Annotated in this window: 14 protein-coding genes; 9 read left to right on the forward strand and 5 right to left on the reverse strand. The window is 72.1% G+C overall.

Annotated elements, in window-relative coordinates:
- Positions 1-121: 121 nt before the first annotated feature.
- Positions 122-970: a spermidine synthase gene (locus tag QSK37_RS35235; RefSeq protein WP_285629658.1), complete on the reverse strand. Its 849-nt coding sequence runs from the start codon at positions 968-970 to the stop codon at positions 122-124.
- Between the two features lie 175 nt (positions 971-1,145).
- Between QSK37_RS35235 and QSK37_RS35240 the strand changes: the two genes are divergently transcribed.
- The 6 genes from QSK37_RS35240 to QSK37_RS35265 all read left to right on the forward strand — a co-directional run bounded on the left by QSK37_RS35240 (position 1,146) and on the right by QSK37_RS35265 (position 6,429).
- Entirely contained in the window at positions 1,146-3,494 is a 2,349-nt protein-coding gene (locus QSK37_RS35240) for an MFS transporter (protein ID WP_285629659.1), read from the forward strand.
- Positions 3,491-3,955: a MarR family winged helix-turn-helix transcriptional regulator gene (locus tag QSK37_RS35245; RefSeq protein WP_285576913.1), complete on the forward strand. Its 465-nt coding sequence runs from the start codon at positions 3,491-3,493 to the stop codon at positions 3,953-3,955. Before QSK37_RS35240 ends, QSK37_RS35245 begins: the two co-directional genes overlap by 4 nt.
- A 25-nt stretch (positions 3,956-3,980) precedes the next feature.
- Positions 3,981-4,757, forward strand: a complete 777-nt coding sequence (locus QSK37_RS35250; RefSeq protein ID WP_285629660.1) for an MSCRAMM family protein — start codon at positions 3,981-3,983, stop codon at positions 4,755-4,757.
- A 14-nt stretch (positions 4,758-4,771) separates the two neighbouring features.
- Positions 4,772-5,572 carry a YceI family protein gene (locus QSK37_RS35255; protein ID WP_285576916.1) on the forward strand — a complete coding sequence of 267 codons (801 nt, stop codon included), beginning with the start codon at positions 4,772-4,774 and terminating at the stop codon, positions 5,570-5,572.
- A 67-nt stretch (positions 5,573-5,639) separates the two neighbouring features.
- Positions 5,640-5,999 carry a hypothetical protein gene (locus QSK37_RS35260; protein WP_285629661.1) on the forward strand — a complete coding sequence of 120 codons (360 nt, stop codon included), beginning with the start codon at positions 5,640-5,642 and terminating at the stop codon, positions 5,997-5,999.
- Complete coding sequence (locus tag QSK37_RS35265; RefSeq protein WP_285629662.1) at positions 5,992-6,429, forward strand: hypothetical protein; 438 nt, start codon at positions 5,992-5,994, stop codon at positions 6,427-6,429. Before QSK37_RS35260 ends, QSK37_RS35265 begins: the two co-directional genes overlap by 8 nt.
- A 7-nt stretch (positions 6,430-6,436) precedes the next feature.
- Here the strand turns inward: QSK37_RS35265 and QSK37_RS35270 are convergent, their stop codons facing one another.
- Positions 6,437-7,174 carry a hypothetical protein gene (locus tag QSK37_RS35270; RefSeq protein WP_285629663.1) on the reverse strand — a complete coding sequence of 246 codons (738 nt, stop codon included), beginning with the start codon at positions 7,172-7,174 and terminating at the stop codon, positions 6,437-6,439.
- Between the two features lie 42 nt (positions 7,175-7,216).
- Positions 7,217-7,879 (reverse strand): PhzF family phenazine biosynthesis protein, encoded by a 663-nt coding sequence (locus tag QSK37_RS35275; protein WP_285629664.1) that lies wholly within the window; start codon positions 7,877-7,879, stop codon positions 7,217-7,219.
- A gap of 96 nt (positions 7,880-7,975) precedes the next feature.
- On the opposite strand from QSK37_RS35275, the gene paaZ reads away from it, so the two are divergent.
- Positions 7,976-10,006 carry a phenylacetic acid degradation bifunctional protein PaaZ gene (gene paaZ, locus QSK37_RS35280; RefSeq protein ID WP_285629665.1) on the forward strand — a complete coding sequence of 677 codons (2,031 nt, stop codon included), beginning with the start codon at positions 7,976-7,978 and terminating at the stop codon, positions 10,004-10,006.
- Positions 10,007-10,025: 19 nt separating this feature from the next.
- Here paaZ and QSK37_RS35285 read toward each other — a convergent pair whose 3' ends face one another.
- Positions 10,026-11,126, reverse strand: a complete 1,101-nt coding sequence (locus QSK37_RS35285; RefSeq protein WP_285629666.1) for a lysylphosphatidylglycerol synthase transmembrane domain-containing protein — start codon at positions 11,124-11,126, stop codon at positions 10,026-10,028.
- A 465-nt stretch (positions 11,127-11,591) separates the two neighbouring features.
- On the opposite strand from QSK37_RS35285, the gene QSK37_RS35290 reads away from it, so the two are divergent.
- A complete protein-coding gene (locus QSK37_RS35290) occupies positions 11,592-11,948 on the forward strand; it encodes a BlaI/MecI/CopY family transcriptional regulator (RefSeq protein ID WP_285629667.1) in 357 nt (118 codons plus the stop codon).
- A 438-nt stretch (positions 11,949-12,386) separates the two neighbouring features.
- Here the strand turns inward: QSK37_RS35290 and QSK37_RS35295 are convergent, their stop codons facing one another.
- A complete protein-coding gene (locus QSK37_RS35295) occupies positions 12,387-13,859 on the reverse strand; it encodes a hypothetical protein (RefSeq protein WP_285629668.1) in 1,473 nt (490 codons plus the stop codon).
- A gap of 543 nt (positions 13,860-14,402) precedes the next feature.
- On the opposite strand from QSK37_RS35295, the gene QSK37_RS35300 reads away from it, so the two are divergent.
- Positions 14,403-14,945, forward strand: coding sequence for a hypothetical protein (locus QSK37_RS35300; RefSeq protein ID WP_285629669.1), 543 nt, complete (start codon positions 14,403-14,405; stop codon positions 14,943-14,945).
- Positions 14,946-15,440: the final 495 nt, after the last annotated feature.

The raw sequence follows: 15,440 nt of genomic DNA on the forward strand, positions 1-15,440 counted from the left end.
AGGTGGTGAGGAGCGCGGCCAGTCGCCGTACCTCGCCGGGGAGAAGTCCGGCGAGCATGCGTTCCTCCGTCTCGAGCACGATGGTGTGGGCCTGATCGAGGAGGGCCGCTCGGTGAGCGGCTCAGCCGAAGACGCCCTCGGGCGGGGGCGGTGAGGGGCGGGCCGTCGCGTCGGTGACCGGGGCCGCGCCCGAGGCGAACCTCGTCAGCTCCTTCCCGTACACCACCCGGCCCGGGAACGGGTCGCCGGCGGCCCTGCGGGTCAGCTCGGCCACCGGCGGCGGTGTACGGCCGGCCACCAGGACGAGATTGCCGAACCGACGGCCCCGCAGCACGGCCGGGTCGGCGATCAGGCAGACCTCGGGCAGGACCGTGCGCAGCGTCGCCACCTGCGCGCGGGCGAAGGACAGCGGCGCGCCGTCGGCCAGGTTGGCGGCGTAGTAGCCCCCCGGGCGCAGTGTGCGCGCGGCGGCGGCGTGGAACTCCGCCGACGTCAGGTGCGCGGGCTGCCGCCCCGCGGCGTAGACGTCCGCCACGACCAGGTCGAAGGTGTCCTCGGGCGCGCGGGCCAGGACGGCGCGCGCGTCGCCGACGCGGATCCGGATCCGTGCGCCGCGGTCCAGGGGAAGCCGCCGCCGTACGAGGTCGACCAGGGCGGCGTCGATCTCCACCACCTGCTGGGCGGACCGCGGCCGGGTGGCCGCGACGTACCGCGCGAGCGTCAGGCCGCCGCCGCCGAGGTGCAGCACGCGCAGCGGCCGTCCTCGCGGGGCGATCAGGTCGACGACGTGGCCGAGCCGCCGGACGTACTCGAAGTCCAGGTACTCCGGATCGTCCAGGTCGACGTGCGACTGTGGCGTGCCGTCGACCTCCAGCGTCCAGGAGCGCGGCCGGTCGGGGTCCGGGACGAGCGTGGCGACGCCCGAGTCGATCTCCTCCTCGACCGGAACCGGCCGCTGTCGATGCGCCATCAGTCCAGTATCGAGCAGGGGCGTGCGCGAATGATGACTCGTGGCCTGGTGAGTGGGTTGTCACACTCCGAAGGGGATTGAGAGCACTGTGCGTAGGCGTATAGTTAGTTAGCACTAAGCAACCTTTGTTGCGAAAAGATTACGAGCAAGAGACGCACAGGAGCGCAGACCCCTTATGACAGCGCCCGCCCAGACGCACAGACGTGCGGAACAGGCACGGCCCCTCGGACCGCACTACAAGTGGATCGCCCTCTCGAACACCACGCTCGGTGTGCTGATGGTGACGATCAACCAGTCGATCGTCCTCATCGCGCTTCCGAATATTTTTGATGGAATCGGGCTCAATCCCCTCGATTCCGGCAACACGAGTTACCTGCTGTGGATGATGATGGGCTTCATGGTCGTCACCGCCGTCCTGGTGGTGGCGTTCGGCAAGCTCGGCGACATGTTCGGCAGGGTCCGCATGTACAACCTCGGCTTCGCGGTGTTCACGGTCTGTTCCATCCTGCTCTCGGTGTGCTGGATGCACGGCACGACCGCGGCGCTATGGCTGATCGGCTGGCGTATCGCCCAGGGAATCGGCGGCGCCCTGCTCTTCGCGAACTCCACAGCGATCATCACCGACGCGTTCCCCGCCACCCGGCGCGGCACCGCGTTGGGCATCAACGCCATCGCGGCGATCGCCGGATCGTTCATCGGCCTCATCCTCGGCGGTGTCCTCGGCCCGGTGAACTGGCACTGGATCTTCCTTGTGTCCGTCCCGGTCGGCATCTTCGGGACGTTCTGGGCGTTCATCAAGCTGCACGACACCGGCATCCGCCGGAAGGCAAAGATCGACTGGTGGGGCAACCTTTCCTTCGCGATCGGCCTCATCGCCGTGCTCGTCGGCATCACCTACGGCCTCCAGCCGTACGGCGGCCACACCATGGGCTGGACCAACCCCTGGGTGCTCAGCGCCCTCATCGGCGGCGTCGTCGTCCTGATCATCTTCCTGATCATCGAGAGCAAGATCAAAGACCCGCTCTTCAACCTGTCGCTGTTCCGCAACCGCACCTTCGCCGCGGGCAACATCGCCAATCTGCTGACCGCGCTCGGCCGCGGCGGCCTGCAGTTCATGCTGATCATCTGGCTGCAGGGCATCTGGCTGCCGCAGCATGGCTACAGCTTCGAGGACACTCCGCTCTGGGCGGGCATCTACATGATCCCGCTGACCATCGGCTTCCTGCTGGCGGCTCCGCTGTCGGGGGTGCTCTCGGACAAGCTCGGCCACCGCTACTTCACCGTCGGCGGCACGCTCATCACCGCCGCGAGCTTCGGGCTGCTCCTCGCCATCCCGGTGAACTTCTCCTACCCGGTGTTCGCCGTGCTGCTGATCGTCAACGGCATCGGGTCCGGCATGTTCGTCTCGCCGAACCGCGCGGAGATCATGAACTCCGTCCCCGCCGACCAACGAGGTGTCGGCGCCGGGATGAACGCCACGTTCATGAACGCCTCGATGGTGCTGTCGATCGGCATCTTCTTCAGCCTGATGGTGGTGGGCCTGGCGTCGAACCTGCCGGACACCATGTACAACGGCCTGGTCTCGCAGGGCATCCAGCCGCAGTCGGCGCAGACCATCGCGCACCTGCCGCCGATCGCGGTGCTGTTCGCCGCGTTCCTCGGCTACAACCCGATGAAGCAGCTGCTCGGACCCGAGCTGGGCAACCTGAAGGACCACGGCGCCTACCTGACCGGTCGCAGCTACTTCCCGCACCTGATCACCAAGCCGTTCCACCAGGGCCTGGTCATCGCGTTCACGTTCGCCATTGTCGCCTGCGTCATCGCCGCTGCCGCGTCGCTGCTGACCAAGCGCGCCAGGAAGACCGCCCAGCGCGAGTCCCTCGGTTCGGAACTGGCCGGCGTGGCCGGTGAGGCCGGCGGCATGAGCGAGCTGAACGTCCCGCAGATGGTGCCCAACGGCTCGGGCCCGTCCCCCCGCGAGTCCTTCGTCCACGAGGGCACCGGCGAGTCCGGGTCGCACGGCGTACGGGGCCTGGTCCACGACGGCGCCGGCAACCCGGTGGCGTACGCGGCGATCACCATCGCCGGTCCGGACGGGCACCAGCTCGGGCGCACCAACACGGGACCCGACGGCCGGTACGCCTTCCAGGCTCCTCCCGGCGACTACCTCGTGATCACGAGCGCGCCCGGGTGGACGCCGCAGGCGGCGACGGTGCTCGTCGGCGCGTCCGGCGCGGTGCAGGACTTCGCCCTCGACGGCGACGACTCCGGCCCGACGGGGGAGATGCGCGGTGTCGTCCGCTCGCCCGACGGCATCCCGCTCGGCGGCATCACGACCACGGTCACCGACGAGACCGGCGAGGTCATCGCGACCACGACCACCGGCTACGACGGCACGTACCACCTCACCGGTCTGGCGGACGGGCACTACACCGTCGTCGCGGCGGGGCACCGTCCCGCCACGGTCGCCGTGCGCATCGACTCCGGCGAGCCCGCCACCGTACGCGTGGCACTGGGCGAATGAACACGGGTCCCGCGGAGACGGCCGAACGGGTCGCGTCGGCGGAACCGGCCGCGACGGCAGGACGGCTCAGGCTCGCGATGGCGAGCCTGAACCGCAAGCTGCGCAAGGACTGGCCCGACGACCTGACACCGAGTCGGCTGTCGGCGCTGGCCACCGTCGCGGCCGGTGAACCGCTGTCGGTGGGGGAGCTGGCCAAGCGGATGGCGGTCAGCACGCCCACCGTGTCGCACATCGTCGACGCGCTGGACAAGCTCGGTCTCATCGACCGGCTGCAGGACCCGAACGACCGGCGCGTCTGCCGTCTCACCGCGAGCGCGGCCGGGACCGAGCTGCTGGAAGAGCTGAGCAGGCGCACCACCGGAAGGCTCGCCGAACGCATCCATCAGCTGCCGCCCGCTCAGCGGTCTGCGCTGGAGGCCGCCCTGCCCGCCCTCGAGGCCCTCGCGGCGGCCCCGGAATAGCCATTAATCGGAGGAAGAGATACTCATGGTTGAGAACGCGGCGCTACGGGAGACGCTCACCGTCTTCGGCACCGTCCGGCGCACCGAGGGCCCGCCGGTCTCGGGGGCGGTCGTGACGCTGGCCGACATGGCGGGACGCAAGATCGGCTCGGCGTACACCGGGCCGGACGGGGAGTATCGGCTCAGCGTCAACAACGGCGGCACGTACCTCATCATCGCCTCGGCGCAGGGGCACGAGCCGATCGCCTCGCTCGTCGCCGTCGGCGACGACACCGTCCGCCACGACATGACCGTCGCCGGCGTCGGCGGGCTGACCGGCACCGTGCGGATCGCCGGCAGCGGCACGCCCGTGCCCAACGCCACCATCACCGTCACCGACGTGCAGGGGGAGGTCGTCGGCACCGCGCGTACCGGCGAGGAGGGCGGCTTCTCCTTCATCAGCCTGCCCGAGGGCATGTACACCCTGGTCGTGTCCGCGTCGTCCCACCAGCCGGCCGCCGCCGCCGTCACCATCCGCCAGGGCACCCAGGCGCGCCAGGACCTGGTGCTCGCCGCCCGCGGATCGCTGCACGGCGAGGTCTGGAACCACGACAGACCGTACGAGAACGCACGAGTCACGCTCATGAACGAGGAAGGGAAGATCGTCGCGAACACGATGAGCGACGCGAACGGTTCGTTCTCCTTCGGCGACCTCGCGCTGGGGAACTACACGCTCGTCGCCGCCGGACACGGTCCGGCCGCGGTGTCCGTCGAAGTCAAGGACGGCCAGGCCACCGACGCCGACGTCACCCTGAGCGCCTGAAAGGGGCCCCTCTCGTGAATCCTTCAGTCACGGTCCGGGTGCTCGCGCCCGGAGGCTGGCCGGTCGAGCACGCGGTCCTCACCCTCACCGACACGGCGGGCCAGCAGATCGGCCGTACGACGGTGGACTCGGCCGGACGCGCCGCCATCCCCCAGGTGGCGCCGGGCGCGTACACGCTCATCGTCTCCGCGCCCGGCCACCAGCCGGTCGCGCGCAGCGCGGTCGTCGGCGCCGGCGGCCTCGACCTGGGCGAGATCCAGCTCACCACGACCGGCGATCTCCGGCTGCCCGAGCCGGGCGTCTGGGACATCGACCCGGTGCACTCCTCCGTCCACTTCCGCGCCCGGCACCTCGGGCTGGCGAGTGTGCGCGGCCGCATCGCCGAGTTCGGCGGCGCGGCGACGATCACCGAGCCGGTGGAGAACTCCGTCGTCGAGGTCACGCTCCAGGCCGGCAGCGTCGACACCGGCAACGCCGACCGCGACACGCACCTGCGCAGCAAGGACTTCCTGCACACGGAGGCGTTCCCCGAGATCGCGTTCCGGAGCAAGAACCTGCGCCCGCAGGGCCAGGACCGCTGGGCGATGGACAGCGAGCTGACCATCCGCGGCGTGACCCGCCAGGTCGTGCTCGACCTGACCTACCTCGGCGTCGGCCCGGACCCGTGGGGCGGCACGCGCGCGGCCTTCCACGCGGTGACCGAGCTGCGGCGCGAGGACTTCGCCATCGACTGGAACCAGGCGGTGCGGGTCGGCATCGGCGTGGTCGGCGGCATCCTCCAGGTCGAGCTGGACGTCGAGATCGTACGTCGCTGACGCCTTCTACTACGTTGCGTAGTACTGTCTCGTCCCGTAATGGTCGGGTCGAGGGGAAGGCTGACGCGTGGTCGACACGCTGGCGGTGACACTGATCGTCGGCATGCTGGTCCTCGCCGGGCTGAGCCTGGTGATGACCGCGCTGGACCGCCGGGTCGGCAGGCTCCTGCTGGCCGCGGCGGTCCTCGGCGAGGCCGGGCTGCTCGTGCAGGTGGTGTGGGCGATCGTCCGCCTCGCCGCCTCGGCGCGGCCGGTCGGCGGAATGGCGATCTTCATCGGCTACCTCGCCGGGTCGCTGGTCATCCTGCCCATCGCAGCCGCGTGGGGGCTGGCGGAGCGCACCCGGTGGGGACCGGCCGTCGTCGCGGCCGGCTTCCTGGTGTCGGCCATACTCATCGTTCGAATGCAGCAGGTGTGGCATGGCTGAGAAGACCCCGACGGCATCGTCGGCGACCGACGAGCGGGCCGCCCGTCGCAGCGGTCCCGGTCGCGTACTGATCGCGGTCTACGGGGTGTTCGCGCTCGCCGCCGGAGCGCGGGCCGGCGTGCAGATCGCGACGAAGTACCACGAGGCGCCGGTGGCGTACCTGCTGTCGGCCTTCGCCGCGGTGGTCTACATCGTGGCCACGGTGACGTTGGCCCGGTCCGGACGCACCTCTCACCGCATCGCGGTCACCTCGTGCACGATCGAGCTGGTCGGCGTGATCGTGATCGGCACCTACAGCCTCACCGACAAGGCCGCCTTCCCGGACGCGACCGTGTGGTCCGGGTACGGCAGCGGGTACGGCTACGTGCCGCTCGTCCTGCCGATGCTCGGCCTGCTGTGGCTGTGGCGCACCCGCCGTGCGGCGAGTTGACGAGGGTTCAGTTCGGCTCGTCGGTGCCGGTCATGATCCAGTCGCCGGGTAGCTCGGTCCGTACCGTGGTCAGCGCCTCGCACGTGCGGGCGCGGACCCACATCCAGGTTCGCTGATCGTCGCGGATGATCACGTCGCGTCCGGCGAACCAGCGGATCGCGGGGACGGTCGTCTGGGACGTCGGGTAGTCCGGCAGGGGCAGGCGGGTGTAGTGCCGTTCCAGCAGGTCGGACTCGCCGTCGGCGATTCCCCGGTTGTCTCCGAGTTCCTCGGAGACGAACAGCGACTCGGACAGCACGATCTCGACGCACGCGAGCGAGAACCGGTCCAGCCACGGCTCCCAGCGCTCGGCGCTCGGGTCGGCCAGGCTCGCGCGTACCACCACCGAGGGGTCGGGCTCCTCCAGTTCGGAGACGGGGACGCCCCAGTGGACGACGGCCTGGTTCTCGACGCGGAACACCAGCACCTCCCCGTCCAGGTGGAGCCGGTCGGGGCTCAGCAGCACGTCCTGGTTCGCGGTGAGATCCTCGCGGCGGCCGAACAGCCGGTACGCCTCGCGCAGCGCCGTGGGCAGCCGCAGTCCGAGTCGCGCCTCGGCGGCGTCGAGGTCCGACGCGGGGCAGCCGTCGTCGTCGGTCAGCGGCGCCTGCCAGCCGGCCGCGAAGCCGCGGATGAACCGCCAGGCGTCCGCCCGGTCACCGATACCCGTCGCGAGCTCCCGGCCGACGTCGAAGATCTTGGTCATGCCCCGAGACGTTATCGATTCCGCCCGGTGACCGCCGGGGAATCAGGCGCGGCGGACGCGGCCGCCGACCTCGATCAGCTGGTGGTTCCCCGCGCCGGTCCCGGCCGGGACGGGGGCGGTCAGGATCTGGGAGCCGCGGCCCTGGGCGATGGTCAGGGCGCGGCCCAGGCGGGCGGTCAGCAGGAGAGCCGCCGCGCCGGTGGCCTCGTCCTCGTCGATGCCGTCGCCCCGGCCCGGAAAGGCGCGGGCCCGGACCCGGCCGTCCGCCTCGTCCTGCCACGCCCACGCGTACACCCACTCGCCCGGCGGCGGTACGGGCAGTGCGTCCACCTCGGCGGGTGAGCCGTACCGCCGCAGCGTTCGGGGCGGCGCCCACGCGGCGCGCGCGGCGATCCACACGAGGCCGTCGGCGTTGCGTACGGTCAGCTCGCCCGCGGGCGTGACCAGGCGCGGGACGCCGAGCAGCCAGGCCGCGCCGACACACGGATGGCCGGCGAACGGCAGCCGCAGCGTCGGCGTGTAGATGTCGATCAGCCCGCGGTCCGGGTCGTCGACGAACACGGTCTCGCTGAAGCCCAGTTCCCGGGCCAGCGCCTGCCGGCCGGACTCGTCCGGGACGGAGGCGCCGTCGCGTACGACCGCCAGCTCGTTGCCGTGCCGGCCGCCGGAATCGCAGAAGACGCGCAGAACCTCGTGGTCGGTCATCCCCGCAGTCAACCAGCCGTCTCACCGGCCTGGGGCGGCCGGGCGGGACGGGTTACGATCGGCCGGTACGGTCCACCGACGAGGAGGTCGGGTCCGATGGCACCACTGGCCAGTTACGTCTCCGGCGCCTGGCATGTCCCGCACGACGAGGGCGCGCCGCTGCACGACGCGGTGACCGGCGCGGAGATCGCCCGGGTCTCCTCCTCCGGTGTGGACTTCCGCGCCGCGCTCGAGCACGGACGCCGGGTCGGCGGTCCGGTGCTGCGCGAGATGACCTTCCACCAGCGGGCCGCGCTGCTCAAGGCGCTGGCCTCGGAGCTGCGGGGGCACCGCGAGGAGCTGTACGACCTGTCCCTGCGCAGCGGCGCGACGCTGAACGACGCCAGGTTCGACGTCGACGGCGGCATCGGCGTCCTGTTCTCCTACTCCAGCAAGGGGCGCCGCGAACTGCCCGACGACACCGTGTACGTCGAGGGCGGCCTCGAACCCCTGAGCAAGAGCGGCGGGTTCGCCGGCCAGCACGTCTGTACGCCATTGCGGGGCGTCGCGGTGCAGATCAACGCCTTCAACTTTCCGGTCTGGGGGCCGCTGGAGAAGCTCGCGCCCGCGTTCCTGGCCGGGGTGCCGAGCCTGATCAAGCCGGCCGCGCAGACCGCCTATCTCACCGCGCGGCTCGTCGAGCTGATCGTCGAGTCGGGCCTGCTGCCGGAAGGCTCACTGCAACTCGTCTGCGGCGACGCCGGTGACCTGCTGGACCACCTGACCGAGCAGGACCTCGTGGCGTTCACCGGGTCGGCCGCGACCGCCGCGCTGCTGCGTTCCCACCGGGCCGTGGTCAGCCGGTCGGTGCGCTTCAACGCCGAGGCCGACTCGCTCAACTGCTCCATCCTCGGCCCGGACGTACGACCCGGTGACCCGGAGTTCGACGTCTACGTCGGGCAGCTCGTCACCGAGATGACGGTCAAGGCCGGGCAGAAGTGCACCGCCATCCGGCGTGCCCTCGTTCCGGCCGGGATCATCGACGACGTCGAGCGGGCCGTCGCCGAACGCCTCGCGGAGGTGACGGTCGGCAACCCGGCCGACCCCTCCGTACGGATGGGTGCGCTGGCGGGCCTGGGGCAGCGCGAGGAGGTGCGCCGGTCGCTCAAGGCGCTGTCGGCCGCCGCGCGTACGGTCTTCGGCGACCCAGAGCGCGTGCGGGTCGTGGACGCCGACCCCGAGCGCGGCGCGTTCCTGTCCCCGATCCTGCTGCGCGCCGACGACACCGGCCGGGACGAGCCTCATGAGGTGGAGGCGTTCGGACCGGTCAGCACCCTGCTTCCGTACGGCACTCCCGACGAGGCCGTCGCGCTGGCCGCGCGCGGCCGGGGCAGCCTCGCCGGCTCGGTGGTGACCGGCGACCCGGAGTTCGCCCGCGCGATGGTGCTGGGTGTCGCGCCGTGGCACGGCCGGCTGCTCATCGTCGACGCGGAGACCTCACGGGAGTCCACCGGGCACGGTTCACCGCTGCCGGCCCTCGTCCACGGCGGCCCCGGCCGTGCGGGCGGCGGCGAGGAGATGGGCGGCATCCGCGGCGTGCTGCACCACATGCAGCGCACCGCCGTGCAGGGCAGCCCGCGGATGCTCACCGCGGTCACGGGCCGGTGGACGCCCGGCGCCGAGCGTACGGTCACCGACGTCCACCCGTTCCGCAAGCACCTCGGCGAGCTGCGGGTCGGTGACACGGTGGTGGCCGGGCCGCGCACCGTGACGCTGGCCGACATCGAGCACTTCGCGGAGTTCACCGGCGACACGTTCTACGCGCACATGGACGAGGAGGCGGCGCGGGCCAACCCGTTCTTCGACGGCCGCGTCGCCCACGGCTACCTGATCGTGTCGCTGGCCGCCGGTCTGTTCGTGCATCCCGACCCCGGCCCGGTGCTGGCCAACTACGGCCTGGAGAACCTCCGCTTCCTCACACCCGTCTACCCCGGCGACGAGCTGACCGTGACGCTCACCGCCAAGCGGATCGAGCCGCGGCACGGCGCGGAGTACGGCGAGGTGCGCTGGGACGCGGACGTGACCAAACAGGACGGCTCGTCCGTGGCCAAGTACGACGTGCTGACGCTCGTCGCGAAGGGTGACTAGGGCCTGGCGGTCCGCGCGGTCAGAGGCCGCCGCGGCGGCGGAGCCAGCGCGTGCTCAGCACGCCCGCCGGCACCGGGGCCCAGAACGTCATGACCCGGAACAGCAGCACGCCGGTCGCGGCCTGGGCGGCCGGGATGTGCACGGTGGCCAGCGCGGCGATGAGCGCCGCCTCCGTCGACCCCACACCGGCCGGCGTGGGGACGGCGGCACCCGCCGTCGCGCCGAGGAGGTACAGCGCGATCAGTGAGCCGACCGACCCCGTCGGGACGCCGGGCACGGCCATGACGCTCATCGCGAAGGCCAGGGCGAGCGCCAGGTCTGCCAGCGTCGCGGCCGCCACCAGCGTCAGCAGGCAGCGGGGCCGCCGCAGCAGGTGACGGACGGAGTGCCCGACGCCGGCGAGCGCCTCTCCGAGCCGGAACCGCGTCTGCCGGCGCCGCCAGACCAGCGCGGTGGCGACCAGCGCGCACACGGCCACGCCCGCGACGATCGCCGCGGGCACCAGCATGCCGGAGTGGCGCGCGGCGAGGCGGCTGACGTTGCCGACGGGCCGCAGGGCCTGGCCCAGGCCGCTCCACAGTGCGATCGCCAGCGTGACCAGCGCGAGCTTGGTCAGCCCGCGGACCAGCCCGACGACGGCCACCGTCGTGGTCGCCGCGCAGGCCGGCAGGCCGCGCCGGGTCAGGTAACGGCAGGTGACGGCCGCAGTGCCCAGCCCGGCGGGCGCGAGCCGGTTCGCCGCGGCCCCGGCGAACTGCGCGCCGGTGATCTCCCAGACGCCGAGCCGGTCCGGCCGCGCGGACTCGGAGGCGCCGGAGGCGGTCGCTCGTACGCCGAGTGCCGAGGTCAGATAGTGCAACGCGGTGAGAGCCGCGATCAGGGGGACGAGTCCCCAGCGGATCCGCGCGGCGCCCTGGGAGACCCAGTCCGCCCCGTCCCACAGCCCGCCCGCGACGTCGACGTCGGCGAGCCCCGCCCCGGTGAGCCCGATGGCCAGCGCGGCCAGCAGCAGCACCGCGACGAGCCGCACGCGGACCGGACCTCGTGCGCCGACGGACCCGTCGGCCTGAATCGTCACGAGATCAGACGGCGGCTGCCGTACGAGGGCGCTTCGACTCATGGACTCTAATGTTCCCTTAGTGGATCGACACCGGTGAAACACGAGATGAAGAACGGGCACCTGGACCGGTAGTGGCCGGGTGACGAGGCGTCAGTGGCCGCAGGCGCTCAGCGGACCGGTGGGCCGGCCGCGATCATGCGCTGTCCGCGGCGTCGAGTGAGGCGACTGTTCGGTGGTCTTCGAACCGGTGCCGATTGGACTGCGGGCTCCTCGGCGGGTCGTTGACGATGTCGTCGCTCTCGTGGCGACTGTCGGCCCGTACCGCGGCATTCGCACGTGTCCGTCCACCGCTCCCGTGTATCGCGACTGCACTACTACCCAGATAGTACAGCCGCGCCGGTGACGGGGGGAACGATTGGGTCACGGCCCTTCCGCCGCCGGGCGTCCGGCCGGTACGGCGAAAGGGGAAGAATCGGGACAAGCATGTACCCGCATATCCGGATGTATCACCGGTAAAGTGACCATATGGCCGGAGGACGCCGAGGTGCCGGGCAGCTCGAAGAAGAGGTCCTCCACGCTCTGCGGGCGACCGATCGGCCGCTGACGCCATCCGAGGTCCAGACACGGATCGGCGACGGCGAGCTGGCTTACAACACGGTGCACACCATCCTGAAACGCCTCTGGGACAAGGGGCTCGTCGTCCGCGACGCCGAGGGCAGGCGCGGCGCCTACCTGCCCGCCAAGGACGCCACCGAGCACGCGGCCCAGGTCATGCACGAGGCCCTGCGCCGCGAATCCGACCGCGCCGCGGTGCTGCAACGGTTCGTCACCGGCCTCGGCCCGGACGACGAGGAGATGCTCCGCCGCCTTCTCGCGGGCTGACGCCTCCCTGGCGCGGTGTTCACTCTTTCCCGACGTTGGTGGATCCTCAACGTGAGGCGAGCGACTCCTCGCCGCCCGCAGGGTGCGGGCGAGGCGGGCCACCGCAGGCCTAGGGGCCTGTCTCGCGTCGCCGTGATGAGGGCGACCGGCAGATCACGCCGGGATCGCAGGACGCCTGGCCGGCACCCGCCGATCTCGACGGTGCGTGGGACGACGGCCATCGCGGAGGCGTGGCCGTGTCACTCCACCGGCCGCAGCCCGGTGCGTGGCCGCGGCGCCAGGGTCTGTCTCGCCGTCCCCGTCCGTGTCGAGCGGTGTCCAGGCGTCGCGTCGCAGGGCGGAGAAGGAAGTCGGCCCGGTGCCGGCCGGCGGCTCTTCCCCGCGGCGAGGCGTCGCCTGCACGCCGTGCGGTAGGACCGCGGGGCTTCGAGACAGGCCCTAGCTTCGCGGGGCGGCGGGTGGGCGTGGCGGCAGGAAGACGCGCCACGTACGGCCGGTCGGCGTGCTGAAGGTGTAGTGGTGCCACCCACGGGTGTAGCGCGGGCGTGGGTTGGTGTGCTCCACGACGGCCAGGCGGGTGACGTCCGCCTGGGCCAGCAGGCCGGACACGCTCGTGGACGCGTCGTTCCCGGCGATCTGCATCGATCGGCAGCCGGCGTAGAACGCGAGCACGGGGGCCTGCTCGCCCGCCAGCGTGCACGGGGCCCGTACGCCGAGGCCGCGCAGTTCTCCGGCGATGACGCCGTAGTCCTGGCGTGCCTTGTGCTGGGTGCGGACCATGCGGCCGAGAACGATCTGCTGGCCGCCCGCGTGCACGGCCAGACCCACCGCGACCAGGCCGGCCGTCACGAGCCGCCAGCGCCCCTGGCCCAGCGTCGCCGCACCGCGTACGAGCTCCGCCGCGGGGATGGCCAGCAGCGCGTACGCCGGGATGAGGAAGCGCGGCGCGGCGTACCCGACGAGCAGCAGATAGGACACGCCGATCACGGCGCCGCAGACGGCGGGCAACGCGACCAGCCGCCCGCGCCCGCCGCGCGCCGCGAGCACGAGCCCGGCGGCCGCGAGCGCGGGCATGAGCGGCCACCAGGCCGCGAACGGCGCCACGTGCCAGGTCGCGCCGGTGCAGGGGCGGCACAGCAGCCGGTCGTTGAGCGCGTGCAACTCCATCCGGACGCCCTCGGGATGCCAGCCGAGGCCGCCCTCGGTGCGGCTCGACGCCCGCAGCCGCTTCAGCGGCCCGCCGAACCGGGTGTACGCCTCGACGATCCACTGGGCGGAACCGGCCACCGGCCCGGCGACCACCGCCGCCAGCGCGATGCGCCGCCGCCTCGGCGCGAACGCGACCGCGCCGAGCAGCGGAAGCACGAGCCACGCAGCGTCACCCGGCCGCATGAGCGCGACGAACGCCAGACTCAGCACGAGCCAGACCGGCGCGAGCCGGTTCGTGCCGCGAATCGTGTGCGCGAACCAGCCCACGGCCGCCACCGCCCCGTACGCGACGTAGACGTTGGGCATCACCTCGTTGCCGTAGAACTGCGTCACCCACAGGACGGTGAGCAGCAGCGCGGCCAGCGCCACGGTGACCGGCCGCAGCAGGCGGGTCCAGGGCCAGTACGCGACGACGAGCCCGGCCGAGGACAGCACGGTCATGTAGAGACGCAGCCCGGTCAGCGAGGAGGTCAGCCCGACGATCGGAGCGACCAGCAGGGTGATGCCGCGGGCCCGAGGAGCGCTGAAGAACGCCGTCGGCACGTGCGGGCTGACCTGGCTGACGTACACGCTCTCGTCCCAGCCGAGCCCGATGCGCGTCGTGACGGCGACGACCTGCGCGGCCGCGTACAGCGTGGCGACCAGGATCAGGGGGAGGCCGGGGTGGGTCAGGTGCCTGCCGTACCGGTCACGGGGGTTCACCCTACAGATTGTAGGGTCGCTGTCATTTCCGCGTATCGAGTAGGTCAAGGTCCGGCGTGTCCGCCGAGGCGTCCGCGACAAGGAACCGTACGCACCTGCTACCTGCTACCTGCTACCTGCTACCTGCTACCTGCTACCTGCTACCTGCTACCTGCTACCTGCTACCTGCTACCTGCTACCTGCTACCTGCTGCCTGCTGCACCGTCCGCACGCCGCACGCTGCGTCGCCCATCCGCTGCCCGCTGCCCGCTGCCCGCTGCCCGCTGCACCGTCCGCCCGCCCGCCCGCCATCCGCCGCCCAGCCGCCCGCTGCCTGCCGTGCGGCCTGGCCGTACGGGTGCGCGCCGTCAGGTCGGGGTCTGCCGGCACCGCGCGGCCGCACATCAACGAGGCATCAGACCGTCGGCGCGACCGCGACACGCCACGGTATGCGGGCGATTCGGCGCGATAACCCCGCGCTCACCATCCGATCCCTACAGTGGCCGTCGACGATCATCGGCCGGGAACACCGGCCCGCGACCCATCTCATCGAGGCGGAGAACCATGCTCAGCGATCATCTGGCCGTCGCACCTTGGCTGCACACCGCGGCCGTGGCGTGCGCGAAGGCGGACCCGGTGCTGTTCGCGGCCCTGCTCTGCTGGGCGTGGTGGGCGGCGCGGCGGGAGCGGGCCGGGGTCATGGCCGCCGCGCTCTGGGCGCCCATCGGCGCCATCGCCGCGGTGGCGGCGAACGAGCCGGTCGAGCGGATGCCCACCGTTCACTGGACCGCCTTCCACGGCCTGGTGGTGCACTCCTCGGACCTGCCGGCGCCGAGCGACCACGCCGCGCTGGCGGCGGCCACGGCCGCCGGACTGTTCCTCGCGGGCCGCCGGTTCGGCCTGGCGGCGTCCGGCGGATGGCTGGTCGTGGCCGCCGCCCTGACGCTCGCCGGTGCGGCGCCGGATGACATCGCCGGCGGCACGGTCGTCGGCGTCACCGTGACGCTGATCGGCTACGTGCTGTTCGAGGGCCCCATGAACCGCGCCGTGGTCTGGCTCCGCCGCACGCGCCTGCGCTCCTTCACCGGCGAGGGCAAGACCTCCTGACCTGAAGACACACCGCCACGCCGCTCGCGCCGGGTGGTTTCTCAGCGGCGCCGTAGGAGAACGGGAACCGCGGCCGAACCGGTAGCGGCCGGGGACCGGGGCGTACGGCCGGGGCCGCCTTTGGAGACCGTCCGGTGGTGCCACGCCGCCGGTGACGGGCGGTCTCCCCGGAGGGGTGTTGCAGGGGGCAACCGCCGCCGAGCCGCCAGGGAATGGAGCCGTACGGCCGGGGCCGCCTCTGTGGACCGTCCGGTCGGTGCCGTGCCGTTCGCGACCGGCGATCCGTCAGCAGGCGGTGCCGCCGGGAGTTGGTGACTGCCGTCGAGCGGGCTCGGGCGGGCTCTGGGGACCGTCCGGTCGGTGTCGTGTGGTTCGCGGCCGGTGGTCTCCCAGCAGGGGGAGCTGGTGACCGTGGCCGAGCCGGTGACGGCCGGGGACCGGGGCCATACGGCCGGGACCAGACCTGGAGGACGGTCCGGTCGATGACGCGCCGTT

The organism is Actinoallomurus iriomotensis (assembly GCF_030269445.1).
GTDB lineage: Bacteria > Actinomycetota > Actinomycetes > Streptosporangiales > Streptosporangiaceae > Actinoallomurus > Actinoallomurus iriomotensis.